Genomic DNA, 24,150 nt, shown 5'->3' with positions numbered 1-24,150 from the left:
GGGGTGAGCCCAAGACCAGCCGTCCGCCCCGGAGGACGCAGCGCCCGAGTCCAGCAGTCGGTGCACACCGCGGTGCGCGAACTACAGGGCGAGGGCGGCGATCTCACCGTCCCCCGGATCGCCGCGCGTGCCGGTGTCACCCCGTCGACGGTCTACCGCCGGTGGGGAGACCTCCAGGAACTCCTCGCGGACGTCGCCGTGGAGCGGCTGCGCCCCGAGACGCCCCCGGGCGACTTCGGGAACCTGCGCGAGGACCTGGAGCGCTGGGCCGCGGACTTCCTGGAGGAGATGTCCTCACCGCCGGGCCGCTCCTACATCCGCGACGCCCTGGCCGCGGACCCCGCCGGAGGGAGCGCCGGCCAGTGCTCCGCCTACGCCGTCGAACAGGTCGAGACGATCCTGCGCCGCGCGGCCGAGCGCGGCGAACACGTCCCCGGCACCGACACGGTGATGGACCACGTCGTGGCGCCGATGATGTACCGCATCCTCTTCCGCCCCGGCCTGCTCGACGCCCAGTACGCCCGCGACCTCGTCGCCACCGTGTTCTACCGCCTGATGCCGCTGCCCTGACCCGCCCTTCCGGGAGGACTTCCTGCCCTGTCGTGAGAGTCGTTGGTCCCGCGTGACGCCCGGTCACCAGGGCAACCGTTCCTTACTCCGGTCGCCGGATCCGTCTGGCGGCGCCCCGCCGTGTAGTCATGCTGAAGGCGGGTACCGGAGCGACCGATCGACTCGAAAGTGAACGGAAGGTAGCACCGTGGGCGTCATCGCCTGGATTCTGGTCGGCTTGATCGCGGGGGCGATCGCCAAGGCACTGACACCGGGGAAGGACCCGGGCGGGCTGATCGTCACGATGCTGATCGGCATCGTGGGCGGGCTCCTCGGCGGCTGGCTCGGCAAGCTGATCTTCGGGGTGGAGTCGATCAACGGCTTCTTCCACCTGTCGACCTGGATCGCTGCCGTCGTCGGATCGGTGGTCGTCCTGTTCCTGTACCGGATGGTGACCGGCCGCTCCGCCCGCTGAGCCCGGCCGCGCCGCGAGAGCGCGACAGCAGACGAAGAACACCCCCAGGAAAAGGCGAAAGGCAATGTCATGGCTGACAACACCCTGAACGGCCGCCGCGTACTGGCGATCGTGACCAATTACGGAGTCGAACAGGACGAGCTGGTGGTGCCGGTGCGGCACCTGCGGGAGCGGGGGGCGCACGTCGACGTGGCCGCCGTGTCCGGGGACGAGATCCGCACCCTCGTGGGCGACAAGGACCCCGGCAAGACCGTCGACCCGGACCTCACCCTGGCCGACGCGGACGCCTCCTCCTACGACCTGCTGCTTGTACCCGGCGGCACGGTCAACGCCGACACTCTGCGCCTGGAGGAGAGCGCCGTCGCGATGGTCCGCTCCTTCGCGGAGTCCGGCCGCAAGGTGGCGGCGATCTGCCACGGCCCGTGGCTGCTGGTCGAGGCCGGTGTCCTGGACGGCAAGACCCTGACGTCCTACGCCTCGGTCGCCACCGACATCCGCAACGCCAAGGGCACCTGGGTCGACAAGTCCGTCATGCACTGCGGTGCGCAGGGCTGGGACCTCATCACCTCCCGCACCCCGGACGATCTCGACGACTTCCTCCGCGAGATCGGCTCCGTGTTCGAAGCGGCCGCCTGACGGACGCACGCCGAACGGCCGGGAGGCCCGCCCTCCCGGCCGTTCGGCGTGCGTCAGTACTGCCGGCGCCGTAGCCGGTACGCGGTGTACCCGCCTGCCGCGAGGACCAGGGCCACACCCGCTCCGATGTAGACGACGTCCGCACCGTGCGAGCCGCCGCCCCCGGCGCGCACGCCCCGTTCGGGGGTGATCGCCCCCGCCACGGTGATCGAGTACGTGGAGGTGCCGCCGCCGGGACAGGAGACGCTCACGGTGTGGCTGCCGGCGCGGGCGTCGGTGCGGATGGTGCCCGTGCCCGTGTAGACGCCGGCCGAGCCGGTGGACAGCTGGACGTTCTGGGCGAAGGCGTTCGAACGGGCGGTGGCCGAGTCGGCGGTGCAGCCACCGCTGACGGAGACGACCACCGACTGCCCCGGCCGGCCGGGGCTCGGGGTGATCGACAGGGACGGCTCGGTCTGGTCCTCGGTCCGGCCGTCCGTCCGGGGCCCGGTCTGGACCTCGCCCTGGGTCGGTGGCTCCACCGGGGGTTCCACGTCGGCCAGTGCCTGCGGCGCCATCAAGGCGAACGCGGCGACGCCGAACGCGGCTGCGGTGACGGTGGGACGGACGTGCATGAGACAGACCTCGATCCTTCGCGCGGCCGGGAGCATGCCGTCCCTGCGGACTCCGCGCGCTGCCCCTCATGCAAGGCGCAACCGGCGCCGTCGGCGCGCCGGACACGGCCACGCGGAGTAGCCGCCGACCGGCTAACGCACCGCCCAGACCAGCACCCCGCCGAGGACGAACAGCAGACCGATGCAGATGTTGGTCCGGCGGTAGGCCACGAGCACGGCGGCGAACTCGCGGATCGTCGCGTTGGGCCAGAAGTACGAGGCCGTGGGGGCGCCCACCACCTGGGCCCTGACCCCGGCCCGGCGCGCGGTGAGCGCGGCACGGAAGGCGTGGTAGTTGTTGGTGACGACGACGCACCGGTAGTCGGGCTTCGTCTTCTCCATGATGGCCTTGCTGAACCGCAGGTTCTCCCCCGTCGTCGTCGAGCGGTCCTCGCGCTCGATCAGCCCGGCGGGAAATCCCCGGTCGGTCAAGTAGTCGGCCATGGCGTGGGATTCCGGCAGATCCTCGTCCGGCCCCTGACCGCCCGAGGTGATGAGCACCGGAGGGGCACCGTGCGCCGAGAGCCGCGCGTGCACCTCCTGCGCCCGCCGGAGCCGGCCGGCCAGCAGCGGCGGCACCGTGGAACCACCGACGAGCCCCGAGCCGAGGACGACCACGAAGTCGGCCCTGCGGCGGACCTGCAACCGGCCGTAGAGAAACGCGTAACAGACGAAGCTCAGGAAGAGGAAGGAGACGTAGCCCGACAGCCCGAGCGCGGCCGCTCCCACCCCGAGCAGCACCGGCGTACGCACGAGGGCGGCAGTGATCACGAGGGCGATGACGCCGAGGATGCTCAGGGCGGCCGCCAGCGAGAGCAGATTGGCCGGGCTCCTGCCCTCCTTGCGCAGCATCCGCAGGCCGTTGACGAAGAGCAGGTAGGTGAGCACGAGGATCCCCAGCGCGCCCACCGCGAGCAGCGAGAAGGCGATGACCAGGCCCGACGTCGAACCGGACCGGATCAGCCGGGACAGCCAGGCGACCAGTCCGCAGAGCACGGCGAGGCCCAGGATCACCGCGTTGCCGAACCTTCGGCGCTCGCGCAGCATCCGCCAGGAGAAGACGAGGAAGAGCAGGGCCGCCGGGATGTAGACCAACATCCGCACAGCGTATGGGGGCGTGAGTTCCGGGCGGAGCGCGCCCCTTGCCACCGGGACCGGTGGCAAGGGGCGCTGCCGCCGGGTCAGTACCGGCTGGAGTGCGCGGACCGCTGCGGCGGAACCCTGAACGGGCGGTACGGCCGCGCATGACCGGCCATGGCGTCGACCTTGCGGTCCTGCGGACGCGGGAGGAGCAGCTCGTGGAAGAGCTCGTATCCGGCGAGCATGGCGCGGCGCATGGCCTCGGTGTCCATCTCGCCGGCGGCGGCACGCCGCGCCGCCTCGTGCAGTTCACGGCCGCCCTGCGCGTGCCGCGGGCAGTGCAGGGAGAGGGCGTCGGCCTGGCGCTCGCGCGACTCCGCGGGGAAGCCGCGCTCGGCTGCCAGCCGGTTGAGGAGGGCGTTGGCCTGGGCGACCGTCTGCCCCGGGGCGTCGATGAACCGTGCCTGGAGCATGGCCCACTCGGCGCTGTACCGCTCACGGGCAACGGTGCTCAGACCCCTCACCCGCAGCCCGCCGAAGCGCCGCAGCCGTTCGCTGAGCTCTCGCTCGGCTGCCTCTGTGTCCCCACGGTGCCGCGCCACCGCGCGGTCGAACTCGGGACCGAAGCGGCGCCGGAGGTCGTCGGTGGTCGTCTGGTTCAGCGGGCGGGCGAGCAGCAGCGCCGTGACGATCGCCACCGCAGCACCCAGGATGGCCAGCATGCTTGCGGACATGTGCCTGCCTTCCGCAGAGGATCCCTCACGCGAGGCTTTCGCTACAGCGAGTTACCAATTAGGGGGTCGCATAAACGCATGGGGTGACATCCGCGGCGGCGATTCACCTTTCCAGGCCTGAGAAGACCACGTCAGGGCCTCGCCGCGCGCCGTCTTCTCCGTCAGGCGCCCGCCGTGCCGCGCCGGGTGGACCGGTGCCACCAGTGCCGCCGCCGGGGATGCACGGCCCGCCCGAGCCGGCGCCCCAGGACGAGGTAACCGAGCAGCGCGCCCGTCGTGTTGAGGATGACGTCGTCGATGTCGAAGGTCCGGCCGGTCACGAAGGCGCCCTGGGCCAGCTCGACGAGGACCATGGTCACCGCCGTGGCCACCGCCACCCGCACCAGACCGCGCGTCCGGGGCAGCAGCACCGGCAGCAGCAGCCCGAAGGGCACGCCCAGGAGGATGTTGCCGCCGATCTGCTTGACCGTGTCACGGAAAGCGGGTTGGCCGAGGTAGTCGCGAATGGAGTCACCGGGCTTGAAGTTGCTGTGCGTCAGCGCCTCGGACGCCGCCGAGGGCTCCAGGGTCAGCCGGGCGAGGACCACGCCGAAGGCCACCATCCCGGCGAAGGCGGCCAGCATCGTCGCCGCCCGCGCCAGCGGGGACAGGGTCGTACGGCGGGGGGAGGTGTCGTCGGCGGCGTCCCCCTCACTCGGGTTCGCATAGCGGTCCGTTCGTGCCATCAGTGCCTCCAGGAAGGGCCTCTGGACGGTGCGGGCGACGCGGGCGGTGTGCGGCGCCCGATGCCGACGGGTTCCTCGCACCGCGCGTCCCAAGCGCGGAAGACGCCCCGCAGGCGCGGAAGACGCTCCCGTCGGCGCGGGAGACGCCTCATCAGCGAGAAGACGCCTTACACCCCTCTCGGCGGGGTGCGACAATCTGCTGGCAGGACCACGGCCGTGACCTGGACCGGTGCGGTGGTCCTCCCGCTCGACGAATTGGCTGAGGACGGGCCCGGGACGTTGTCGTGCCCGGAACCCGGTGGTGGGGAGGAACCGACGGTGATGGAGTGGCGGTACATAGCCAAGGGCGCGAGAGCGGTTCCCGAACCCATGGCCACACCCCTCATCTGGACGGCGGCTTCCTGGGGCTCCTTCGTGCTGGTGAGCACGTTCGACCTGCTCGGCGCCCTCGACCGCACCAGCCTCGCCCTGACCGCGCTGTCCCTGCTCGCGGCGGTCCTCGGCATGCTGGGCCGGTTCGTCGCGGCGCCGGGGACGGCGCTGCTGTGCTGGGCGCTGCTCAACTTCTTCGCCACCCACCCCACCGGGGAGATCTCCTGGGCGGGCCACCGTGACCCCGGATGGATGGCCTGCCTGCTTGCGGCGGCTCTCCTCGGCACGGCGACGGCCCGGGTGCTGTACGCGCGCGCCGCGTACCGGCGCGTCACCCCGTACGACGGAGCCGCCTGACACCGGGCCGTCCGGCGGGGGACAGGCGTGTGCGGGCCTCCGTCACTCCGCGGCGGCCCGCACGCGGGCCAGTTCCACGGTGAACTGCGCCCCGGCGAGCAGCGCCAGGTTGGACACCCAGAGCCACACCAGGAAGACGACGACGCCCGCGAGGGAGCCGTAGAGCCTGCCGTAGGAGCCGACGCCCGAGGCGTACCACGTGAAGAGACCCGAGGAGAGCAGCCACAGGGGCGCCGCCAGCAGGCCGCCCGGCATGATCTGACGCCAACCGCGGGCCCCGGGCGGCGCGTTGCGGAAGAGCACCAGGACGAGCAGCGCCACCAGACAGACCAGAGCGGGCCACTTGAGGACGCTCCACGCGGTCTGCCCCGCGTCGCCGAAGCCGAGCCGCCGCCCCAGCCCCTCGGCGAGCGGGCCGCTCAGTACCAGGAGCAACGCGCTGGCGACGAGGATCGCGAGGAGCGTCACCGCGGTCATGAGCACGCGGTGCGCCTTGCGCAGGGCGGGCCGGCAGTCCGCCACGCCGTGCATCGCGTGCAGAGCCCGCCGGAACACGGCCGCGTAGCTGGACGCCGACCACACCGCGCTGACCGCTCCGCCGATCACCACCATCAAGGCCGCGGAACGGGCCTCGGCCATCTCGCTGAGCGCCTGGTGCAAGGAGTGGCCCGCCTGAGCGGGGGCCCAGTCCGTGACTTCGGCGATGAGCGCCTCGGTCGTACCGGGACTGACCAGGCTGATGAGGCTGACCGTGACGAGGAGGGCGGGGAGCAGGGCCAATATCGCGTAGTACGTCAACGCCGCGGCCCAGTCCGATATGTCGTCGTTCCACATCGATATGGGGGTACGACGCAGGGCGGTCCGTCTCCGCGCGGGCGGCGGTGGACTGTCCATGGGGCTGCTCCTTCTCACGCGTACGGCGCGCGCGGTGCCGTCTTCCGTCTCGAAGCGCCGGTCAGTCCCGCTGCTCGGCCTCGTTGCGGTTCAGCCCGTGCGCCAGTTCCTGAAGTACTTCGTGCTGCGTCTTTCCGGTCATCTCGGCGATCTGGAAGAGCAGTGCGGCGCACAACGCGGTCGCGCTGTCGGCGACTTGGTCGAGATTTCCGTCGGCGGCGCGTTTCTCGGCGACGTATTCCTCCATTACCTGTTCGCCGGAAATGTACGCCGTCATGGCTTCGATGCCGGCGCGTACGCGGTCGTAATCATTCATCGTCATGCCCCTAGACTTTCATGTCACCTCACCTGCACGCCAAAACGGCTTCCGGCCCTGCTCGTGCTGCCATGCATAAGGGAGCAGTCCGGGGGCACACGGTGCACTGGAGGTTGATAACGATGGTTCCCCTTTTGATTGTTCTTCTGCTGGCCCTGGTTCTCTTCGGTGCCGGATTCGCGCTGAAGGCGCTGTGGTTTGTCGCGGCGGTGGTGCTCGTCCTGTGGCTGCTCGGCTTCGTGATGCGTTCTGCTGGAGCGGGCGGCCGACGAGGGCGTTGGTACCGCTGGTAGAAACCGGCAGAAATCCGCAGCACCACCGCGGCCGGGGCCCGGACGGAATTCGTCCGGGCCCCGGCCGCGTATCGATCAGGCGGCATCCCTGTCCCGCATCCGCTGCCCGAGACTCTTGGGCGTGGACGCCGATGCCGATGCCATGGCCGGTGAAACGTCACCGCCGCCGGGAATCAGGCGCAGATGACGCCGACGGGGGTGCCTGGCGTGACGGGCGGAAGGAGCCTGTCCTTTGGTGTCGAGCAGCCCGTCCTCCAGACGCACCACCACGAACAGCAGAAGCGCCAGCCCCGGCAGGAGCAGGACGGCGACCGAGATCATGCCGCTCCCCTTTCCGTTGAGGACGCGGTGCGGGTGCCCGTCAAACCGGCAGGCAAGGGCGTTCTGCCGTGAAGATTCCGCAATAAATCGGCCTCCGCCCGCCGCGGAGCCACGCCCCGCCTCGGTAGGGGAGGGGCGCGTCCTCTACTTCTGGCGCGCGAGGGCCAGTTGGTGCAGGTCTTCCAGCGCGTCGAGGACGACCGTGCGCCGGTGCCAGTCGATCCACGTCCCGATGGCACGGCTGGTGTGGTGCAGGGCCTGGAGCTGGGACCGTGCAAAACCGTCCAGGGGGTTCGAATGATGGGAGGAGATGACGCCGCGCACTGTCCTGGTGTCGTCCACGAGAGGAACGCTGTGGACGCCGCGTGCGCCGGCCGAGAGGATCACATGGCGGGAGACGTCGTCGAACCCGGGCGACAAGGCGACTTCTTTCACGGTGACCTGGTTGCCGCCGTCCGCGGCCCGCGAGCAGGCGGTCCTCCCGTCGACGAACGCGAAGTGGTCGGTGAACTGCCGGGGCAGACCGGTGTGTCTCTCCATACGCAGCGTGCCGTCCTCGACCAGCTGGACGTTGCCCATGTGCGTACTGGTGATCTCCAGCACGCGGCGCAGGGCGGCGCCGAGCACCTCGCCCTGGTTCCTCGCGTCGAGCGTGCCGACACCGAGAGCGGTCAGGGGCGGGGCCGGGGCCTGTGTCCGCTCGCCGAACCACAGCGAGGCGCCGCGGGCCGGTCCCGGCACACGGGCGACGGCGACCGCCACTTGGTGGAGTTTGATGTTGGCCCGCTGGGAGGCCTGGCGCATCAATGCGAACGCCGCGTCCGCGTCCGGCAGGCCGTACCGCTCGACCAGCACCCCCTCGGCCAGCGCGATCTTGGGGCGAGCGCGTACCTGCACCTCCAGCTCGAACACCTGCTCCCGAAGCTGTTGTGCCTGGGCGGCGAGTCGTTCTGCCTCCTCCCGGGGGGAGGCGGGCTGCTCGCCATGAGGGTGGGGCACGAGTCGGTGGTCACGTCGGTGGTCCGTCATGCTTTCTTTCTTCCGCGGGCGCGCCCCGAACGGGGCTCGCTCCCGAGCACTGAGGGTGACAGTAGCCCGCCGCGCACGGAGTCGGCATGGCAGCCCCGGAGGTCGGCCGGGAAGTGCCCGCGGATCCCGCGCTCCGCTGGTCGGTCGCGGCGGGCAGGCATGGACGGTACGCCGCTGGGGACCCGGCCGGTGAGCCGCCCCCGCACCGCCGCGGGCGTCGGGCCGCCCTTCCCGAAGGAGTAACCGTGCTCGCTATCGGCGCAGCCGTCGTGTTCGTCACAGCCTGGATCCTGCACCTCACCGAGACCTCCACCAACATCTTCTTCGGCACCACCAGCCTGATGCTGCTCGGCCTGACGCTGACGGCCGCGCACCTCGCGGGCGTCGGCGCCGGCTGGGCCCCACAGCGCGGACGCCGCCGCTGACCCGCGGCACCGTCCGCGGCCTGCGGCCGAGGGGCGTCAGTCGTCCACGGTGGCTTCGACGAGGTCGTGCCCGGCTTGCGTCAGCGTGACCTGGACGGTCCGAGGCCGCCCCTCACCGGGGAGGCGGGTAATCAGCCCCACCGGCCGCCGCCGTGAACCGCTCGACCGGCTCGCGGCAGAGCCGGCGTACGGGCCCTGGTGTGCGACTACACCGACCCCGCCGCGCTCACGGCGCTGCTGACCGGCCTGCCGGACCGGATCGACGTCCCGGTGAACAACGCCGGCGGCAACACCGACCTCGACGCCGACGGGGAGCACGACCTCGCCTCCTACGCCCGGGCGTTCAGCGCCAACCTGGGCGCGAACCTCCTGAGCGCCGTGCTGACGACGAAGGCGCTGGACGAGCGGCTCGCGGCCGGCGGCGCCGTCGTGCACATCGGGTCGATCGCCGCCGAGCCGGGAGGCGGATCCTACGGCGCCGCCAAGGCCGGCTTCTCGCCGGCCGCCCTGGGTCGCGCCGCTCACCCCGGCCAGAGGGTGAGCAGCGCGATCACGAGCAGGGCGAGCAGCGCCCAGCCGAGCACCCCGAGTCCCCTGCGCCGCGGATCGCGTCCCTGGTGCCCCGCCCCGAGGCCGTGCGCTTCGTCTCTCATGACCGGCCAGCGTACGGGCTGGCCTCCACGGACGCGTGCAACGGCGGCCGACTTCCCGCCCGGCGGGAACTCCACCGCTCCCGCGTACGACTTCTGAGACGTCAACCGTCGGACGATCGAGGGGTGTTGGTGGGACATGAGCACGGATGATGGCAAGCGGACGCCGAGCCGTCGCGGTCTGCTGCGCGGCACGGCCGCGGGCGCGGCGGTCGCGGCCGTCGGGGCGGGCGGCTCGGCGCGGGCCGCTTCAGGGACCGGGCAGGACCGGGCCGCCGCGGGGAGCGGGAAGGTGCGGGTGGCGATACTGCTCTACGACGGCTTCACCGCGCTGGACGCGGTGGGACCCTACGAAATGCTGTGCCGGGTACCGGACACGCGGGTCACGATGGTCGCCCGGGAGGCCGGACCGGTGCGTACGGACACCGGTGAGCTGAGCCTGGTCGCGGAGCGCGCGATGCGGGATGTGCACCGGGCCGAGGTGCTGCTCGTGCCGGGCGGCGGGCAGCGGGGTACCGAGGCGATGATGCGCGACACCGAGGCGCACGACTGGATCCGCCGCATCCACCGCCGCTCGGTCTGGACGACCTCGGTGTGCACGGGCTCGCTGATCATCGGCGCGGCGGGACTGCTGCGCGGCCTGCCCGCGACCACGTACTGGGCCTCCCGCCCGTACCTGAAGGACGTGGGCGCGGTCTACACCCCGGGGCGCTTCGTCGAGACGGGGAAGATCATCACGGCCGCCGGTGTCTCCGCGGGGATGGACATGGGCCTGCACCTGGTGAGCCGCCTCACCGACGAGAAGGTGGCCCGGGCGATGCAGCTCGCGGTGGAGTACGACCCCGACCCGCCGTACGACACCGGGAGCCCGGAGAAGGCCGACGCGGCGACGCAGGCACTCGCCCTGAAGCTGCTCGCCGACGCGGCCCGCTGACGGGCGCATTCCTTGGGCGAGGGGCGGCCGCTCGGTGGGGCGGCCGCCCGGCTCCCGCCGCGGCTAGTCGAAGCGTGTGGTGTCGCCCGCGCCGTGGCGCACGACCTCGGCCTCGCCGCTGGAGAAGTCGATGACGGTGGTGGGCTCGGTGCCGCAGTCACCGGAGTCCAGCACGACGTCCACGACGTGGTCGAGGCGCTCCTTGATGTCCCAGCCCTGGGTGAGCGGCTCGTCCTCGTCGGGCAGCAGCAGGGTGCTGGACAGCAGGGGCTCGCCGAGTTCGGCGAGCAGGGCCTGCGTCACCGTGTGGTCGGGGATGCGGACTCCGACGGTCTTCTTCTTCTGGTGCAGCAGCTGGCGGGGGACTTCCTTGGTCGCGGGCAGGATGAACGTGTAGCGGCCCGGGGTGGTGGCCTTGATGGCGCGGAACACGTCGTTGTCGAGATGGACGAACTGACCCAGCTGTGCGAAGTTCTGGCACACGAGGGTGAAGTGGTGGCGCTCGTCCAGATTGCGGATCGTACGGATGCGGTTGATGCCGTCGCGGCTGCCGAGCCGGCATCCCAGCGCGTAGCAGGAGTCCGTGGGGTACGCGATGAGCGCGTCGGAGCGGATGCTGTCGACCACGCTCGTGATGCTGCGCCGCTGGGGGTTGTCGGGGTGCACGTCGAAGTACTTCGCCATTGGCCGAGTCTAGGTGATCGGCAGGCGCGGGCCGCGGTCCCCGTGCCGGGGTTCAGTGCCAGGGGCAGCGCGGCAGCCCGGGGAACGGGTCGGTGTTCGTGAGGACGCTGCTCGCGGGCATGTTGCCCCAGGCCCGGATGTCGGGGAGGTTCACCGCCTCGTCGCCCTGCGTGTAGTACCAGATGTTGTTGCCGCCCTTGTGCGCCTCACCGATCGAGTAGCACACGAACCAGCTCTGGGTCGTCTTGAGGCGCCCGGTCACGGGGGCGTCGAAGGCCGGGCGTCCGTACAGGTCCCCTGGGGCGTTGGCGCAGTACAGGTCGCCGGTGAAGGTGTTCCCGAGCGTGTCCTTGTGGACGACGCCGGGCCGCAGGACACAGGTCACCTCCTCGTCGGCGGCCGCCGAGGCCGGGGCGGTGGCGGGCACGGCGGCCGCCGCAGCGAGGACGAGGGCCGAGGCGACGGTGCGTCCACGGCGTATCACCTGGGAAAGGGCCACGAGTTCACTCCTGGGGTTCGATGGGGCGGATCGGCGGATCGGCGGATCAGTGGATCAGCTGGGCAGGCAGGCCGGTACGCCCGGGAACGGGTCGGGCTCGGTCTCGATGCGGAACGCGGGAACGTACCCCCAGCCCTTCCACAGCGGCCAGTTGGTCACCTCGTCGCCCTGCGTGTAGTACCAGATGCGGTTGCCGCCCTGATGCAGGTCGCCGCTCTCCCAGCACACGAACCAGCTCGGTGACGTCTTCAGCTTGGCGATGACCGTCCCGTAGACCTCCGGGGTGGCGAAGACGTCCGCCACCGCGTTCTCGCAGTACAGGTCCTTCGTGTACGTGTGGCCCTTGACGTCGGTGTGCCGCACATCGTCACGGACGTAGCAGACCGGCCCGGCCGCGTCCGCCGCGCTCGCCGTCGCGGGCAGGCACAGCGCGGCCGTCGCCGCGGCCAGCGCCGCCCCTACGAAACGGTTCGTCATCCCCGTCACCCCCACGAACACTTGGGCAGGCCCGGCACCGGGTCCTGCGGTGTCTCCAGCATCACTGCGGGCATGTAGCCCCACCCCTGCGCCGTCGGGCGTGAGACGACCTCGTCGGCCTGGGTGTAGTACCAGATGTTGTTGCCCCCGGCGTGCGGGTCACCGACCTTCCAGCACACGAACCAGCTGCGGGTGGTCACCATCCGGCCGACCACCGGGCTGTCCTTGAACGACTGGAGGCGTACGTCACCGGGCGCGTTGTCGCACAGGATGTCCGCGTCCCACGTCATCCCCGTCCAGTCCGTGTGCGCGCTGCCCTCACGCATGACGCACGCCGTGGCCGCGTCCGCACCGTGGGCCGGCACGGCCGTGCTCATCAGGCCCGTGGCGGCGACCACCGCCGCGAGCAGCGCGCCGCCGGTTCTTCGCTTCATCGAAACTCCCCGTCCTCCGGTGAATCCCTTCGTTGGCCGAAGTCTGACGGGGGCCGCTGACGGCGCGCTGACTGATCCGAACGAAGCGGTCGCGCCACCCGGAGCCCGGCTCCGGACCAGGTACCACGGGCAAATAAGGTAGCCGCATGTCCGAGGACTCCCCCCTGATACGAAGCTTGCGCACGGCTGTTGAGGCGGCACCCGCCGATGTACCGCTACGGCTGCATTTGGCCGATTTGCTGCTACAGGCCGGGCAGGCGGACGCCGCCGTCGCGGAGGCGGCCGTCGCGCTTCAGCACGCGCCGGGCGACGGCGAGGCCCGGGCACTGATGGCCCGCGCGATGGGCGCCCCCGCCCCTGCCCCCACACCCTCGGCCGACCCGCCCGCCCCCGACGCCCGCACCGGCTTCGACTGGCGTGCCGCCGCCGACCAAGTGGGCGACGTGCTCCCGCCGCGCTTCGTCGAGGCGCCCCTGACCGCCGACGGCAGCGGCGACCCCGAGGACGCCGCCGCCTGGGACGTGGACACCCCCGGCAGGATCCGCCTGGCGGACGTCGGCGGCATGCGGGAGGTCAAGGAGCGCCTGGAGGCGGCGTTCCTCGCCCCCATGCGCAACCCCGAACTGCGCAAGCTGTACGGCAAGAGCCTGCGCGGCGGGCTCCTCCTGTACGGGCCGCCCGGCTGCGGAAAGACCTTCATCGCCCGCGCCGTCGCCGGTGAACTCGGGGCGGGTTTCCTGTCCGTGTCGGTCAACGACGTCCTCGACATGTGGATCGGCAACTCCGAGCGCAACATGCACGAGATCTTCCGGACCGCCCGCCGCCAGGCGCCCTGCGTCGTCTTCCTCGACGAACTCGACGCGCTCGGCGCCAAGCGCAGCCGCACCCAGCACAGCGGGCTGCGCAACACCGTCAACCAGCTCCTGACCGAGCTGGACGGCATCGACTCGGCGGCCAACGAAGGCGTCTTCGTGCTCGCCGCCACCAACGCCCCCTGGGACGTGGACATCGCCCTGCGCCGCCCGGGGCGCCTGGACCGTACCCTGCTCGTCCTGCCGCCCGACGCCCCCGCGCGCGAGAGCATCCTCCGCTACCACCTGAGCGAACGCCCCGTCGAGAACGTCGACTTGGGCAAGCTCGTCAAGGCCACCGACGGCCTGTCCGGCGCCGACCTGGCCCATCTGTGCGAGTCCGCCGCGGAGAGCGCCCTGCTCGACTCGGCGCGCACCGGCACGGTCCGCATGATCGGCATGCGGGACCTGCTCGCCGCCGCACGGCAGACCGTGCCCTCCACGGAACCGTGGTTCGCCTCCGCGCGGAACGTCGCCATGTACGCCAACGAGGGCGGCACGTACGACGACTTGATCACCTATCTGAAGAAGAAGCGGAAGCTGTGAGCACGCCGACTCCCGTCCTCGACCAGGCCCAGGCCCTGATCGAACTCGAACGCTACGGCCAGGCCCAGACCCTCCTGGCCCGCCACCTCGCCGAGGACCCCGGCGACGTACGCGCCTGGGTCAAGATCGGTTACTGCCACCTCCACACGGAACAGCCCGCGCAGGCGCTCGCGGCGGCCGACGAGGCCCTCCGGCTGGCCCCCGAGGACTACGGCGCGCTCAGGCTGCGCGCCCAGGCGATGGTGCGCGACAACGGCTGGCTCAAGGTCCAGCCCGTCCTGCGCGAGATGATCCGTGTCGCTCCGCACGACTCGTTCGCCCACGCCATGCTCGCCGACGCCGTCTGGCGGGAGGCCCTGGTCCGTCACGCCCGCGAGAGCGGCGCCGGGCAGATCACCCACGAGGCCGCCGACCGGGTCACCCGCGAAGCCGCCGACCTGGCGACGGAGGCGCTGCGGCTGGGGCCCGAGGACGTCTACGCCCACGAGATCGCCCACCGCATCGCGAGCACGGCCGGGAACGGCACGGTCTCCGACATGCTCGACGAGACCATCCTCCGCATCGACCCGCACCACGCCGAGGCCCTCGCACGCCAGACCCGCAAGGCGGCACAGGCACCGGGCGTGGGGGCCGCCCGGGCCACCGAGCTGTACGCGGACGCGCTCGCCGCAGAGCCCGGCTCCCCTTCCCTGCGCCAGGCACTCGACCACGCCACCTACCGCCTGCTGCGCGGCACGCGATGGCTCGCCGTGCTCTGCGTGGTGCTGGCGGGCGCCATGGTCGACGTCTTCCCCGCCGACGAGCGGACCGCCCCGGAACTGCCCGTCCCCGTCGGCCAGCGGCTGTGGTTCCTGTTCATCATGGCCGTGATCTGGGCGTTCGGGGCGTGGCGCCGCTACCGCCGACTGCGGGCGGGCGTCCAGCTCAACGCCCGCTCCCTGGTTCGCCGCGGCCGCTGGGCCCGCGTCGTCCTGGCCCAGGCGGGCTGGGCCATGGCGTGCGCCCTGCTGATCGCCGAGATCCCGTGGACGGACCGGGCCGTGCCGCAGATCATCTTCTGGGCCGGACTCGTGCCCACCGCGGCGACCATCTGGTTCGACAAGAAGAAGGCCAACTAACCGGCTGGTGTCGCTCGCCAGGCGCACATACGTCCTCGGGATCCGCCCCCAGGTCGCGGCCCGAGCCCGGTCGGCAGGGGTGCCGACGTCGAGGTTCTCGTCGGGCTGGAAGGTGTTGAGGAACGCCCGGAACTCGTCGTCGGTGAGGTCGGCGCCGAGGGCCTCCTTGAAGGCGGCGAGCGTCGCCGGGTCGGCGGTGCGGAAGTTGGTGCGCAGCAGACCCAGCTCGGCCGGGTTCCCGAGGAGCGCCGCGGCGAAGGCGGCCGGGTCGACGTCCGCCATCTCCGGTTCGGCGTAATAGTCACCGACGGTCAGTTCCACGGGGCACCAGGCGGAGACGTAGACGATGCGGTCGACCAGGTCGGCCTGTTCCGCTCGGCCCGCTCCAGGACTTCTATGACGCGGGTGACGTTGTCGGTGAGCGTGACGCGGCTGGTGCTCCCAGGTTCGCCTTGGCCAACTCGTTCTCGTTCGCGCCGCTCCAGGCCGAACTCGCCCTGCTCGGGCACGCCGTGTACGAACACGAACGTCGGCAGATTCTGCATGTCCGCAGCGTTCCGCCGAAAAGATCTTCATGACAAGCCCCGGAGCCACGGATGTCCGCCCCGGGGCGTGTCGGTCGACGGGGGGCGTCAGGCGATGCTGCGGCGTACGAACACGTCGTACGCGGAGTTGGTGTCACCGGGGACGAGGTCGGAGGCGTAAGAGGAGAAGACGGTGAGACTGCCGTCGGCGCTGATCGACCCCTCCGACGAGTAGCCGTCGCCGCCTTCGCCGTCGGCGTGGCCGGTACTGACGCGCTGTGTCTTCCCCGTCTCCCGGTCGCGGACGAAGACGTCGCTCACGGCGTTGGCGTCCCGCGCGATGAGGTTGGCGGCGCTGGAGGAGAACGCGACGTACCGGCCGTCGGCGCTGACCGACGGCACGCCCGAATGCCCGTCGCCCTGCGTGCCGTTGTCGGCGACGCTCACCCGCTGCGTCGTCCCTGCCTGGCGGTCCCTCACGTACACGTCGATGCGCCCGTTGGTGTCGCCGGGCACCAGGCCGGCGGCGCTGGAGGAGAAGGCGACGTGACGCCCGTCGGCGCTGATCGAGGGCGACATCGAGTCGCGGTCGCCCTGGGCGCCGGTGCCCGTCACGCTGACGCGCTGGGTGGTGCCGGACACCAGATCGCGTACGAAGACGTCCTCGGCCGCGTTGGTGTCGCCGGGCACGAGGTTGGACGCGTCGGAGGTGTAGGCCACGTACCGGCCGTCGGCGCTGATGGAGGGCGTCGTCGACTCGGCGTTGCCCTGGGCGCCGCCGCCCGCGACGCTGACGCGCTGCGTGGTCCTGGTCTGCCGGTCGTGGACGAAGATGTCGTCGGCCGCGTTGGTGTCGCCGGGCACGAGGTTGGACGCGCCCGAGGTGAAGGCCACGTACCGCCCGTCGGCGCTGACCGAGGGGGAGAACGACCAGCTGTTGCCCTGCGTGCCGTTGCTCGCGATGCTCACGCGCTGCGTGGTGCCGGCGGTGCGGTCGCGCACGAAGACGTCCCGCTGGCCGTTGGTGTCACCGCTCACCAGGGCACGCGCGACGGACTCGAAGGCGACGTACCGTCCCTCCCCGCTGATCGACGGCTCGTCGGACCACTCGGCGGGGGCGCTCTCGGCGTCCCCGTCGGTCAGGCTGACGCGTTCGGTGGTGCCCGTCGACCGGTCCCGCACGAACACGTCCGGCGCCAGGTTCTTGTCGCCGGGTACGAGGGAGGCCGCGTCGGAGGTGAAGGCGGCGTACCGCCCGTCCCCGCTCAGGACCGGTGCGCTGTCCATGATCTGCATGGACGTCTGGGCGCCGCCGGAGGTGATGTTGACCCGTTCGGCCACGGTGGCGGGAGGCAGCACGGGCGGGGCGTCGAGCGGCGTACCGTTCCCCGCCCGGGGCGCCCGCTGGACGAAGCCGCTGCCGGACTGCCCGTAGCACTGGGCGAGTTGGAGGGGTGCGCCGGACGCGTGGGAGCCCGAGGTGACATCGAGGCAGAGGGCGGGGGAGGGGGCGGCGGCCTGGATCCCGACGTGCTCGGCCCCGCTGTCGACGAGGCGGAAGTCGGCACCGGCCGCCGCGGTGCAGGCGCCCTGCCGTGTCTGCGTGCCCACGTGGGCGGAGCCGGGGTCGGGAACGGTCAGGCAGTGGTTGCTGCGGGCGTTGACGACGTTGATGGTGCCGCCGCCGGTGGGGGACTCGCGCAGGTACCACTCGGCGCCGGGCTGCCCCGTGCAGTCGGCCTGGACGATCGGAGCGTCGAGGGACTGCGAGGAGTCCTTGGCCTCCAGGCACTTGCCGCTGTGCACGGCGGTGATGTTCACCGCCGAGGCGGCATGAGCCCGCGGAGCGCTCACACCCACCGCGGCCATCGCCACCACGGCCGTCCAGGGGACGACCAGTAACCGCGTCCGACGCGACCACATGAGCTGACGCACGATCAGGCTCCTTATGCCGAAACGATGTGAGCGATGCGACCACTATGAGGCGATGCGGCGGACGAAGACGTCGGGGCGGGCGTTGGTGTCCCCGCCGATCAGATTGGCCGCGGCGGAGGCGAAGGCGACGAAGCGCCCGTCACCGCTCACCGACGGCGAGGTGCACAGGCCGTCCGCCTCGATCCCGCTGCCGGAACTGCTGACGCGATGGGTGGCGCCCGTCTCGCGGTCCCGTACGAAGACGTCCGCCACGCCGTTCGTGTCGCGCACGAGCAGATTGGTCGAGCCGGACGAGAAGGCGACGTACCGCCCGTCGCCGCTGACCGCCGGAGCCGTCGCGTAGGCATTGCCCTGACCGCCACCACCGGAGAGGCTGACGCGTTCGATCGTGCCGGCCCGCCGGTCCCGCAGGAAGACGTCCTCCTTGCCGTTGGTGTCGCCCGCCACCAGGTTCGAGGCGTGGGAGGCGAAGGAGACATGGCGGCCGTCCGAGCTGATCGAGGGGGCGGAGGAGGCGCCGCCGTTGCCCTCGCTCCCGTCGCCGGCGACGCTGACGCGTTCGGTGGCGCCGGACTGCCGGCCCCAGACGAAGACGTCGTGCTGGTTGTTGGTGTCACCGGCGACGAGGTGCGCCGAGTTGGAGAGATAGGCGATGTGCCCGCCGTCCGCACTGATCGACGGCCGGGTCGAGTTGTCGTAGCCGTCGTTCCCCTCGCCCGTCTCGCTGACGCGCTGGGTGGTGCCGGTCTGCCGGTCCCGTACGAAGACGTCCCATTCGTTGTTGACGTCCCCCGGCACCAGGGTGGCGGAGAAGGACTGGAAGGCGACGTGGCGTCCGTCGGCGCTGATGGAGGGGGCGGACGCCCCGTAATTGCCCTGTGCGCCGCCGCTCGCGACGCTGACCCGCTGGGTCGTGCCGGCCTGGAGGTCGCGTACGAAGACGTCCCCCGAGTTGTTGGTGTCGCCGGGCACGAGGTTGGACGAGCTGGACTCGAAGGCGACGTGGCGTCCGTCGGCGCTGATGGCCGGCTCGGAGGCCCCGGAGTTGCCCTGGCCCCCGCTGTCCGTGACGCTGACCCGCTGGGTGGTGCCCGTCTGGAGATCGCGTACGAACACGTCGCTGTAGCCGTTGGTGTCACCCGGCACCAGGTCGGCCGCGTTGGAGACGAAGGCGATGCGGCGCCCGTCCGCGCTGATGGCCGAAGCGCCGTGGGAGTCCGAGGCGGGCTTGGTCTGGGCGCCGCCCGAGGCGACGCTGACCCGCTCGGGAGCCGCGGTCGGGGTACCCGGCGGCAGCGGATCGAGGGGAGTGTCGTTGCCGTCGCGCGGCGCCCGTTGCACGAAGCCGGTGCCGGACTGCCCGTCGCAGGTGCCGAGTTGGAGGGGTACGCCGGATGCGTGCGAGCCCGAGGCGACATCGAGGCAGAGGGCCGGGGCGGGCGCGGCGGCCTGGACCCGGATGTACGCGGTGCCGGTGTCCACGAGGCGGAAGTCGGCGCCGGCGGTGACGGAACACGCCCCCTGACGCGTCTGGGTGCCCACACGCGCGGAGGCCGCACCGGGCACGGCCAGGCAGTGGCCGCTGTGCATGTTGACGATGTTGATCGTGTTGCCGCCGCTCGGGGACTCGCGCACGTACCACTCGGCGCCGGGCTGCCCCGTGCAGTCGGCCTGGAGGACCGGCGTGTCGAGGGACTGCGAGGAGTCCTTGGCCTCCAGGCACTTGCCGCTGTGCACGGCGATCACGTTCACCGCCGAGGCGGCATGGGCGGCCGACGCGCCAGGGCCGACCGAGGCCGCCGCGACGCCCCCCACCGCGACCAGTGCCGCGCACACCCGGTACCGCCACCGCTGCTGGCCCATGGACCTCGTCCTTCCCGCTGGTGCGTGGCAGCCTGCCGGGCGGCGCTGACATGCCGCTGACGCGGGGGTGCGGCGAGACGTCACGGACTGCTCCGCGTGAGGTCACGGACCGCTCTGCGAGGGAATGGAGGGTTCCGTCTCGGTGGTGACTCCGCCGTTGGCCGCGGGGGCCGCGCGGGCCGCGTGCGTCTTGTTGACGGCCGCCATGAGCTGCGTGTGGACGCCCTCGGGCAGGCTGCTGCCCTGCGCGGTGCTGACCAGCTCACCCGCCAGGCGGTGCAGCTTGGTGTTGGTGTTCTGCGAGGCGGTGACCAGCACCTCCCAGGCGGCCTCGGGGCTCAGGCTGAAGGAGGACATCAGGATGCCGCGGGCCAGGTCGATGGTGGGCCGGGTCTGCATGGCCCTGCGCAGCTGGGCGACGACGGTCCGCAGGTCCTGGCCGGATTCCTCGTCCTTGTCCGGGTCACGGACCGCTCCCGGAGCGGCGGCCCCGTCCTCCTGGCCCTCGGGTGTGAACAGGTAACGGGTGCCCGTCACGTCCAGGATCCGGTCGACCGCCGGGCTCCCGGCGGCGATGCGGATGGCCTTGCCCTGGTGCAGGGCCCGGTGGCGCAGGCCGAGCAGGAGGTTCAGGCCGGAGCAGTCGCAGAACCCCACCCCGCTGAGATCGAGGTCGACGGAGCGGGCCGCCCGGCCGAGGGCCTGGTTCAGCCCGGGCCGGAGCTGACGGCCCGCCTCCAGGTCGAGCTCTCCCCGCAGCGCCAGGGTGGTCCGGTCGTCACCGTCCGGCACCGTCTCGAAGGACGCCGGGGACGGGGTCGGCGGTAGAGACACCCGTGTGGGGCCGTCCTGACCATGCTCGGCGCCTTCCCCCGTGAGGGGCCGCTCAGGGTGTGCAGGCTCCGGCATGGCTTCTCCCTCTCGTCATTGCCTACCGCCGCTCCAGGCTGCCCGTCGCGGCGTACACACGTCAACTAATACCTGAAATGTAGTACGTGTTTTTGAAATCGCGTATGCCGAGTCGCTAGAGTTGGGCCATGGATGGAGTGCCCGAGCCCCACACTGGATGGACGTTTCTCACTAACCACGCACGGGTGCTGGCAGCTATCGCGGACAATCACAACGCCCGTATCCGCGACATTGCCGCACACTGTCGACTCACGGAGCGCGCGGTGCAGAAGATCATCGCCGACCTGGAGCAGGAGGGTTATCTCTCCCATACGAGGGAGGGACGGACCAACACGTACCGGATCGACCCGGCCAAGGTGTTGCGTCACCCGGCCGAGTCGGGGCTGGCCGTGGCCTCCCTGCTCTCACTGCTGGCCCGTGACGAAGCTCACCGTGCCTCGATGCCCGACGCGGACAGCCGGCGTCACGCCACGGCCTGACAGGACACAGGGCGGACGTGGTCGTCGGCTGGGAATGGGACGACACGCTGTTCGGAGATGATCGCCGAAGCGGGGCGGCAGGCCGCCCGGCGGGGAGTGGCCCACGAGGCGCGGTGGGTGCGCGCCCGGGCCGAGGAACTGCCCCCGGACCTCGGGCAGTTCACCGCGGCGGTCTTCGGCCGGTCCTTCCACTGGATGGACCGCGAACGGGTGGCGGCGACCACCAGGGATTTGCTGGGACCCGGCGGCGCGCTCGTGCACGTCTCCGATCTGAAGACCGAGAGCCGCGGCGTCGACGGCCTCCCCCACCCGGCGGTGCCGTACGAGGCGATCGAGGAACTGGTCAGGCATTACCTCGGACCGGTGAGGCGAGCCGGTCAAGGAGTGTTGACACAGGGCACGCCGGGCGGTGAGAGGGAGATCCTCACCAGGGCGGGCTTCTCCGGCCCGCGGCGTCACGTCGTGCCGGGCGGCCAGGCGCTGGAGCGTACGCAGGACGATGTCGTCGCGTGGGTGTACTCGATGTCGTTCTCGGCCCCGCACCTCTTCGGCCCGCACCGCGACGCGTTCGAGGCCGCCCTGCGCGAACTGCTGCGGCAGGCTGGCCGCCGCTCAGAGCTTCTCGGCCTCGCGCACGCGGTGCAGGTGGACAAGGACGTCGTAGGCCCGGCCGAGGGCGAGCGTGGGCAGCGGATCCGCCTCGAAGACCGAGCCGGCGTCGTAGGTGGGGCGGGCGGTGTCCAGCCAGGCGCGGGCCGCGGGCGGGGCGGTGCGCAGATCGACGTAGTAGTCCCGGTGGCGGACCCGGTCGAGGGTGTGTTCGTTCATGCCGCGCGTGGCGGGCGGCACGGTGGTCTTCGTCCACTCGCCGCCGAGGGAGGTGTCCTTGGTGAGGAAGGAGCCGCCGGCGAAGGTGAAACCGATGGCCAGGTATGCGCGGCCGAGGGCGTCGCGCAGGTAGGACCCCTGCGTCTTGGGGTACATCCGCGGGTGCGTGGAGAGAAAGCCGACGTGGCCGTTGTGCGCGGACAGCAGCACCTTGCCGCCCGTCCGGCGGTGCCACCAGGCGACGTTGTCGGCCATCGCCCGGTCCCGCAGGTGCTCCGCGGCGGTCACCGACGCCGGGTCGGTGACATCCAAGGCGGCGAAGGCGAAGGTCTGCGTGATGTTCCGGGCGTGCTGCACCGCCCACTCGTACGCCTCGCCGTCCGTACCCGTGGCGGCGGTCACCGTCTCCAGCGCCCGCTCGGCCCTGACGGCGTTCTGCCGCCGCTCCGCGAGCGGCTTTCCCAGGTACGCGAAGATGTCGTCCAGGGGGCGCAGGCCCGCGTACAGCTCGACCAGCCGCGGCAGCGACCGCGGGTGGGCCTCGCGTACGTAGGAGGTCACTCGCTCGAAGATCCGGTCGCCGAGGCCGGGGGCGCCGACGTCGTCACCCATGAAGCGGACCCTGTGTCGCGGCCGGCGGCGGTTGTGCTCCCGCATCCAGGCGAGCAGGCTCACGAACTCCTCCCGCTCCCACGGCGATCCGGCGAGCGTCTCCTCGGCGATCCGCCGGGCCGTGCCCTCGCCGCCCCGGACGTACTCGTCGATCCGCAGACCCGCCGTCCAGCTCATCTCCAGGGCGAAGGTGGTGAAGCCCTTCTCCTCGACGAGGTGGCGGAAGACCCGCTCCTTCATGGCGAAGAACTCGTGCGAGCCATGCGTGGCCTCACCGAGCCCGACCACCTCGGCAGAGCCGACCATCCTGCCCAGTGCGCGCAGGTCGGTGGTGCGGCCACCAGGGTCGGTGGCACGCAGCGGGTGGGCGACCCGCTCAAGTGCCCTTACGACGGAGGGGCGTTGGCCGACCGTCGGCGTGGCCGCTCCCGCCTTCGGCGCCCACAGGGCCGTGGCGGCTCCCGCCGCCGTGACCATCAGCAGCTCCCGTCGGCCGGTCGGTTTCTTGTGCGCCGCCATCGTGATCGCTCCTCAACTCGGTTTCCGGATCGGTGCAGCGATCATGGTCCGCGGGGGCGCGGCGGCGCGCTGCGGTGTGCCTCCGACTTGGCCGGGGGATAACCCCCGCCCGGCCCGGTGGGAGGCCCTCCGCGATCACGAGCACACCCGGGAATGCCTGCTCAGGGACGGCTGTTGTGATGTCTCGACCAACACATGATCAAGGAATGGGGGCAGCGCATGTCAAGCGACGACGGCCGGGTCCAGGGGACTGTGGCGGAAGGCTTCGAGGCCGTACGGGAGGCGTTCGCCGCGGTGCTCGACGAGGCGAGGGACGCCCCCGAGGCACAACTCGCCGTCGATGTCGACGGCCGCCGGGTGGTCGACCTGTGGGGCGGCCCCGGCACCGCCGCGGACACGCTGACCGGCCTCTACTCCATCACCAAGGGTGCCGCCCACCTCGTGGTCGCGCTCCTGGTGCAGGACGGCGTCCTCGACCTGGACCGCGAAGTGGCCGCCCACTGGCCGGAGTTCGCGGCGCACGGCAAGGACCGGCTGACGCTGCGCGAGCTGCTCGCGCACCGCTCCGGGGTCGTCGGCGTCGACGGCGGGTTCACCACCGAGGAGTTGGCCGACGACCGGCTGATAGCCGCGCGGCTCGCGGGGCAGCGGCCGTTCTGGGAGCCGGGCACCGCGTACGGCTACCACGGCTTCGTGATCGGCGCGCTGACCGGCGAGGTCGTGCGGCGGGTGACCGGCCGCTCCATCCAGGAGATCTACGAGGAGCGGATCAGGGCGCCCTACGGGCTCGACTTCCACCTGGGGCTGCCCGAGTCGCTCGAAGCGCGCCGTGCCGACGTGCTGCCGTTGGTGCCCACCCCGGAGGAGGCCGAACGGCTCGCGGCCGGTGCCGCTGCCCCACAGAGCGTCGCGGGCGTCGCCTTCAACCAGAACGCGACGCCGCCGACCGACCTGGTGGCGTTCGCCAACACCCGTGCCGTACGGGCGCTCGGCCCCACCTCGTCCGGCGGGGTCGGCACCGCGCGGGGCGTGGCCGGAATGTACGCGGCGGCGATCAGCGAGGTGGACGGCCGGGCGCCGCTCCTGAAGCCGGAGACGATCACCGAGTTCGCCCGGGTCCAGTACCGCGGAACCGACCGGGTCACCGGCAACGAGGACGTCTTCGGCCTGGGCTTCGAGGAACTGAGCGGCCGCTACCCCTTCCTCGGCCCGGACGCCTTCGGCCACAGCGGGGCGACGGGCTCGCTCGGCTTCGCGGACCCGGACAGCGGCGTGGCCTACGCGTACACCCGCCGGCGCTTCGGCTTCCCGTCGGGCTACGGGGCGGGCCCCGAGAACCACCGGCTGGCCGAGGCCGCGGTACGGGCGGCCCTCGCACGCCGGGAGCGGTAGCCCCCGGGGCGAGCGCGGCTGCCGGGCCCCGGCGCCG

General features: G+C 71.7%; 27 protein-coding genes and 3 pseudogenes. 13 read left to right on the top strand and 17 right to left on the bottom strand.

Annotation, left to right across the window (positions count from 1 at the left end):
* Positions 1–3 precede the first annotated feature (3 nt).
* The 3 genes from KKZ08_RS01785 (at position 4) to KKZ08_RS01775 (ending at position 1,660) form a co-directional block, all read left to right on the top strand.
* The gene (locus KKZ08_RS01785) at positions 4–570 is read left to right on the top strand and encodes a TetR/AcrR family transcriptional regulator (RefSeq protein WP_223772727.1); all 567 of its coding nucleotides are present in this window, start codon (positions 4–6) and stop codon (positions 568–570) included.
* Between the two features lie 187 nt (positions 571–757).
* The gene (locus KKZ08_RS01780) at positions 758–1,024 is read left to right on the top strand and encodes a GlsB/YeaQ/YmgE family stress response membrane protein (protein ID WP_223772726.1); all 267 of its coding nucleotides are present in this window, start codon (positions 758–760) and stop codon (positions 1,022–1,024) included.
* Positions 1,025–1,093: 69 nt separating this feature from the next.
* Positions 1,094–1,660 (top strand): type 1 glutamine amidotransferase domain-containing protein, encoded by a 567-nt coding sequence (locus KKZ08_RS01775; protein ID WP_223772725.1) that lies wholly within the window; start codon positions 1,094–1,096, stop codon positions 1,658–1,660.
* A gap of 53 nt (positions 1,661–1,713) precedes the next feature.
* On the opposite strand, the gene KKZ08_RS01770 is transcribed toward KKZ08_RS01775, so the two are convergent.
* From KKZ08_RS01770 to KKZ08_RS01755, 4 genes are all read right to left on the bottom strand, one after another.
* Positions 1,714–2,274 carry a hypothetical protein gene (locus KKZ08_RS01770; RefSeq protein WP_223772724.1) on the bottom strand — a complete coding sequence of 187 codons (561 nt, stop codon included), beginning with the start codon at positions 2,272–2,274 and terminating at the stop codon, positions 1,714–1,716.
* 132 nt (positions 2,275–2,406) lie between these two features.
* Positions 2,407–3,411 carry a YdcF family protein gene (locus tag KKZ08_RS01765; RefSeq protein WP_223772723.1) on the bottom strand — a complete coding sequence of 335 codons (1,005 nt, stop codon included), beginning with the start codon at positions 3,409–3,411 and terminating at the stop codon, positions 2,407–2,409.
* Between the two features lie 83 nt (positions 3,412–3,494).
* Positions 3,495–4,127, bottom strand: a complete 633-nt coding sequence (locus KKZ08_RS01760; protein ID WP_223772722.1) for a hypothetical protein — start codon at positions 4,125–4,127, stop codon at positions 3,495–3,497.
* A gap of 161 nt (positions 4,128–4,288) precedes the next feature.
* Positions 4,289–4,852, bottom strand: coding sequence for a VanZ family protein (locus KKZ08_RS01755; RefSeq protein ID WP_223772721.1), 564 nt, complete (start codon positions 4,850–4,852; stop codon positions 4,289–4,291).
* A 369-nt stretch (positions 4,853–5,221) separates the two neighbouring features.
* On the opposite strand from KKZ08_RS01755, the gene KKZ08_RS01750 reads away from it, so the two are divergent.
* Positions 5,222–5,581 (top strand): hypothetical protein, encoded by a 360-nt coding sequence (locus tag KKZ08_RS01750; protein ID WP_320592275.1) that lies wholly within the window; start codon positions 5,222–5,224, stop codon positions 5,579–5,581.
* Positions 5,582–5,623: 42 nt separating this feature from the next.
* On the opposite strand, the gene KKZ08_RS01745 is transcribed toward KKZ08_RS01750, so the two are convergent.
* Positions 5,624–6,475 (bottom strand): YihY/virulence factor BrkB family protein, encoded by an 852-nt coding sequence (locus tag KKZ08_RS01745; RefSeq protein WP_223772720.1) that lies wholly within the window; start codon positions 6,473–6,475, stop codon positions 5,624–5,626.
* 61 nt (positions 6,476–6,536) lie between these two features.
* On the bottom strand, positions 6,537–6,791 hold the full coding sequence (locus tag KKZ08_RS01740) for a hypothetical protein (RefSeq protein ID WP_127911481.1): 255 nt from the start codon (positions 6,789–6,791) through the stop codon (positions 6,537–6,539).
* 122 nt (positions 6,792–6,913) lie between these two features.
* On the opposite strand from KKZ08_RS01740, the gene KKZ08_RS01735 reads away from it, so the two are divergent.
* Entirely contained in the window at positions 6,914–7,084 is a 171-nt protein-coding gene (locus tag KKZ08_RS01735; RefSeq protein WP_223772719.1) for a hydrophobic protein, read from the top strand.
* 75 nt (positions 7,085–7,159) lie between these two features.
* On the opposite strand, the gene KKZ08_RS01730 is transcribed toward KKZ08_RS01735, so the two are convergent.
* Together KKZ08_RS01730 and KKZ08_RS01725 are read right to left on the bottom strand one after the other, a co-directional pair.
* Positions 7,160–7,405, bottom strand: coding sequence for a hypothetical protein (locus KKZ08_RS01730; RefSeq protein ID WP_223772718.1), 246 nt, complete (start codon positions 7,403–7,405; stop codon positions 7,160–7,162).
* Between the two features lie 144 nt (positions 7,406–7,549).
* On the bottom strand, positions 7,550–8,434 hold the full coding sequence (locus KKZ08_RS01725; protein WP_223772717.1) for an ANTAR domain-containing protein: 885 nt from the start codon (positions 8,432–8,434) through the stop codon (positions 7,550–7,552).
* Positions 8,435–8,679: 245 nt separating this feature from the next.
* On the opposite strand from KKZ08_RS01725, the gene KKZ08_RS01720 reads away from it, so the two are divergent.
* The 3 genes and pseudogenes from KKZ08_RS01720 (at position 8,680) to KKZ08_RS01710 (ending at position 10,443) form a co-directional block, all read left to right on the top strand.
* Entirely contained in the window at positions 8,680–8,859 is a 180-nt protein-coding gene (locus KKZ08_RS01720; RefSeq protein WP_223772716.1) for a hypothetical protein, read from the top strand.
* A gap of 180 nt (positions 8,860–9,039) precedes the next feature.
* Positions 9,040–9,357: pseudogene (locus tag KKZ08_RS01715) on the top strand (SDR family NAD(P)-dependent oxidoreductase); the annotation flags it as partial.
* A 291-nt stretch (positions 9,358–9,648) separates the two neighbouring features.
* Positions 9,649–10,443 carry a DJ-1/PfpI family protein gene (locus tag KKZ08_RS01710; RefSeq protein ID WP_223772715.1) on the top strand — a complete coding sequence of 265 codons (795 nt, stop codon included), beginning with the start codon at positions 9,649–9,651 and terminating at the stop codon, positions 10,441–10,443.
* 63 nt (positions 10,444–10,506) lie between these two features.
* Here the strand turns inward: KKZ08_RS01710 and KKZ08_RS01705 are convergent, their stop codons facing one another.
* Genes KKZ08_RS01705 through KKZ08_RS01690 form a run of 4 tightly spaced genes read right to left on the bottom strand, consistent with a single transcriptional unit; the run spans position 10,507 to position 12,537 of the window.
* The gene (locus tag KKZ08_RS01705) at positions 10,507–11,127 is read right to left on the bottom strand and encodes an L-threonylcarbamoyladenylate synthase (protein ID WP_223772714.1); all 621 of its coding nucleotides are present in this window, start codon (positions 11,125–11,127) and stop codon (positions 10,507–10,509) included.
* 52 nt (positions 11,128–11,179) lie between these two features.
* A complete protein-coding gene (locus tag KKZ08_RS01700) occupies positions 11,180–11,626 on the bottom strand; it encodes a hypothetical protein (protein ID WP_223772713.1) in 447 nt (148 codons plus the stop codon).
* 54 nt (positions 11,627–11,680) lie between these two features.
* Positions 11,681–12,103 carry a hypothetical protein gene (locus KKZ08_RS01695; RefSeq protein ID WP_223772712.1) on the bottom strand — a complete coding sequence of 141 codons (423 nt, stop codon included), beginning with the start codon at positions 12,101–12,103 and terminating at the stop codon, positions 11,681–11,683.
* 5 nt (positions 12,104–12,108) lie between these two features.
* On the bottom strand, positions 12,109–12,537 hold the full coding sequence (locus KKZ08_RS01690) for a hypothetical protein (RefSeq protein WP_223772711.1): 429 nt from the start codon (positions 12,535–12,537) through the stop codon (positions 12,109–12,111).
* Positions 12,538–12,683: 146 nt separating this feature from the next.
* On the opposite strand from KKZ08_RS01690, the gene KKZ08_RS01685 reads away from it, so the two are divergent.
* Positions 12,684–13,934 carry an ATP-binding protein gene (locus tag KKZ08_RS01685; RefSeq protein WP_223772710.1) on the top strand — a complete coding sequence of 417 codons (1,251 nt, stop codon included), beginning with the start codon at positions 12,684–12,686 and terminating at the stop codon, positions 13,932–13,934.
* The gene (locus tag KKZ08_RS01680) at positions 13,931–15,052 is read left to right on the top strand and encodes a tetratricopeptide repeat protein (RefSeq protein ID WP_223772709.1); all 1,122 of its coding nucleotides are present in this window, start codon (positions 13,931–13,933) and stop codon (positions 15,050–15,052) included. Before KKZ08_RS01685 ends, KKZ08_RS01680 begins: the two co-directional genes overlap by 4 nt.
* Before the next feature lie 3 nt (positions 15,053–15,055).
* On the opposite strand, the pseudogene KKZ08_RS01675 reads toward KKZ08_RS01680, so the two are convergent.
* The 4 genes and pseudogenes from KKZ08_RS01675 to KKZ08_RS01660 form a co-directional block, all read right to left on the bottom strand.
* Positions 15,056–15,597, bottom strand: a pseudogene (locus KKZ08_RS01675) (alpha/beta hydrolase); the annotation flags it as partial.
* Positions 15,598–15,684: 87 nt separating this feature from the next.
* Positions 15,685–17,511, bottom strand: coding sequence for an RICIN domain-containing protein (locus KKZ08_RS01670; protein ID WP_223772708.1), 1,827 nt, complete (start codon positions 17,509–17,511; stop codon positions 15,685–15,687).
* A gap of 42 nt (positions 17,512–17,553) precedes the next feature.
* On the bottom strand, positions 17,554–19,374 hold the full coding sequence (locus KKZ08_RS01665; RefSeq protein ID WP_223772707.1) for an RICIN domain-containing protein: 1,821 nt from the start codon (positions 19,372–19,374) through the stop codon (positions 17,554–17,556).
* A gap of 102 nt (positions 19,375–19,476) precedes the next feature.
* Positions 19,477–20,208, bottom strand: coding sequence for an ANTAR domain-containing protein (locus KKZ08_RS01660; RefSeq protein WP_223772706.1), 732 nt, complete (start codon positions 20,206–20,208; stop codon positions 19,477–19,479).
* Positions 20,209–20,411: 203 nt separating this feature from the next.
* Here KKZ08_RS01660 and KKZ08_RS01655 point away from each other — a divergent pair, with 203 nt between their 5' ends.
* Positions 20,412–20,762 (top strand): helix-turn-helix domain-containing protein, encoded by a 351-nt coding sequence (locus KKZ08_RS01655; RefSeq protein ID WP_223772705.1) that lies wholly within the window; start codon positions 20,412–20,414, stop codon positions 20,760–20,762.
* Between the two features lie 57 nt (positions 20,763–20,819).
* A pseudogene (locus KKZ08_RS01650) lies at positions 20,820–21,362 on the top strand (class I SAM-dependent methyltransferase); the annotation flags it as partial.
* Between the two features lie 12 nt (positions 21,363–21,374).
* Here KKZ08_RS01650 and KKZ08_RS01645 read toward each other — a convergent pair.
* A complete protein-coding gene (locus KKZ08_RS01645) occupies positions 21,375–22,721 on the bottom strand; it encodes an erythromycin esterase family protein (RefSeq protein WP_223772704.1) in 1,347 nt (448 codons plus the stop codon).
* 219 nt (positions 22,722–22,940) lie between these two features.
* Between KKZ08_RS01645 and KKZ08_RS01640 the strand changes: the two genes are divergently transcribed.
* Complete coding sequence (locus tag KKZ08_RS01640; RefSeq protein WP_223772703.1) at positions 22,941–24,113, top strand: serine hydrolase domain-containing protein; 1,173 nt, start codon at positions 22,941–22,943, stop codon at positions 24,111–24,113.
* The last annotated feature ends 37 nt before the right edge of the window (positions 24,114–24,150 follow it).

The sequence above is a fragment of the Streptomyces sp. 135 genome, assembly GCF_020026305.1.
Classification (GTDB): Bacteria; Actinomycetota; Actinomycetes; order Streptomycetales; family Streptomycetaceae; genus Streptomyces.
Note: the sequence above shows the minus strand (reverse complement) of the source record. Positions and strands in the feature narration are given on the sequence as shown.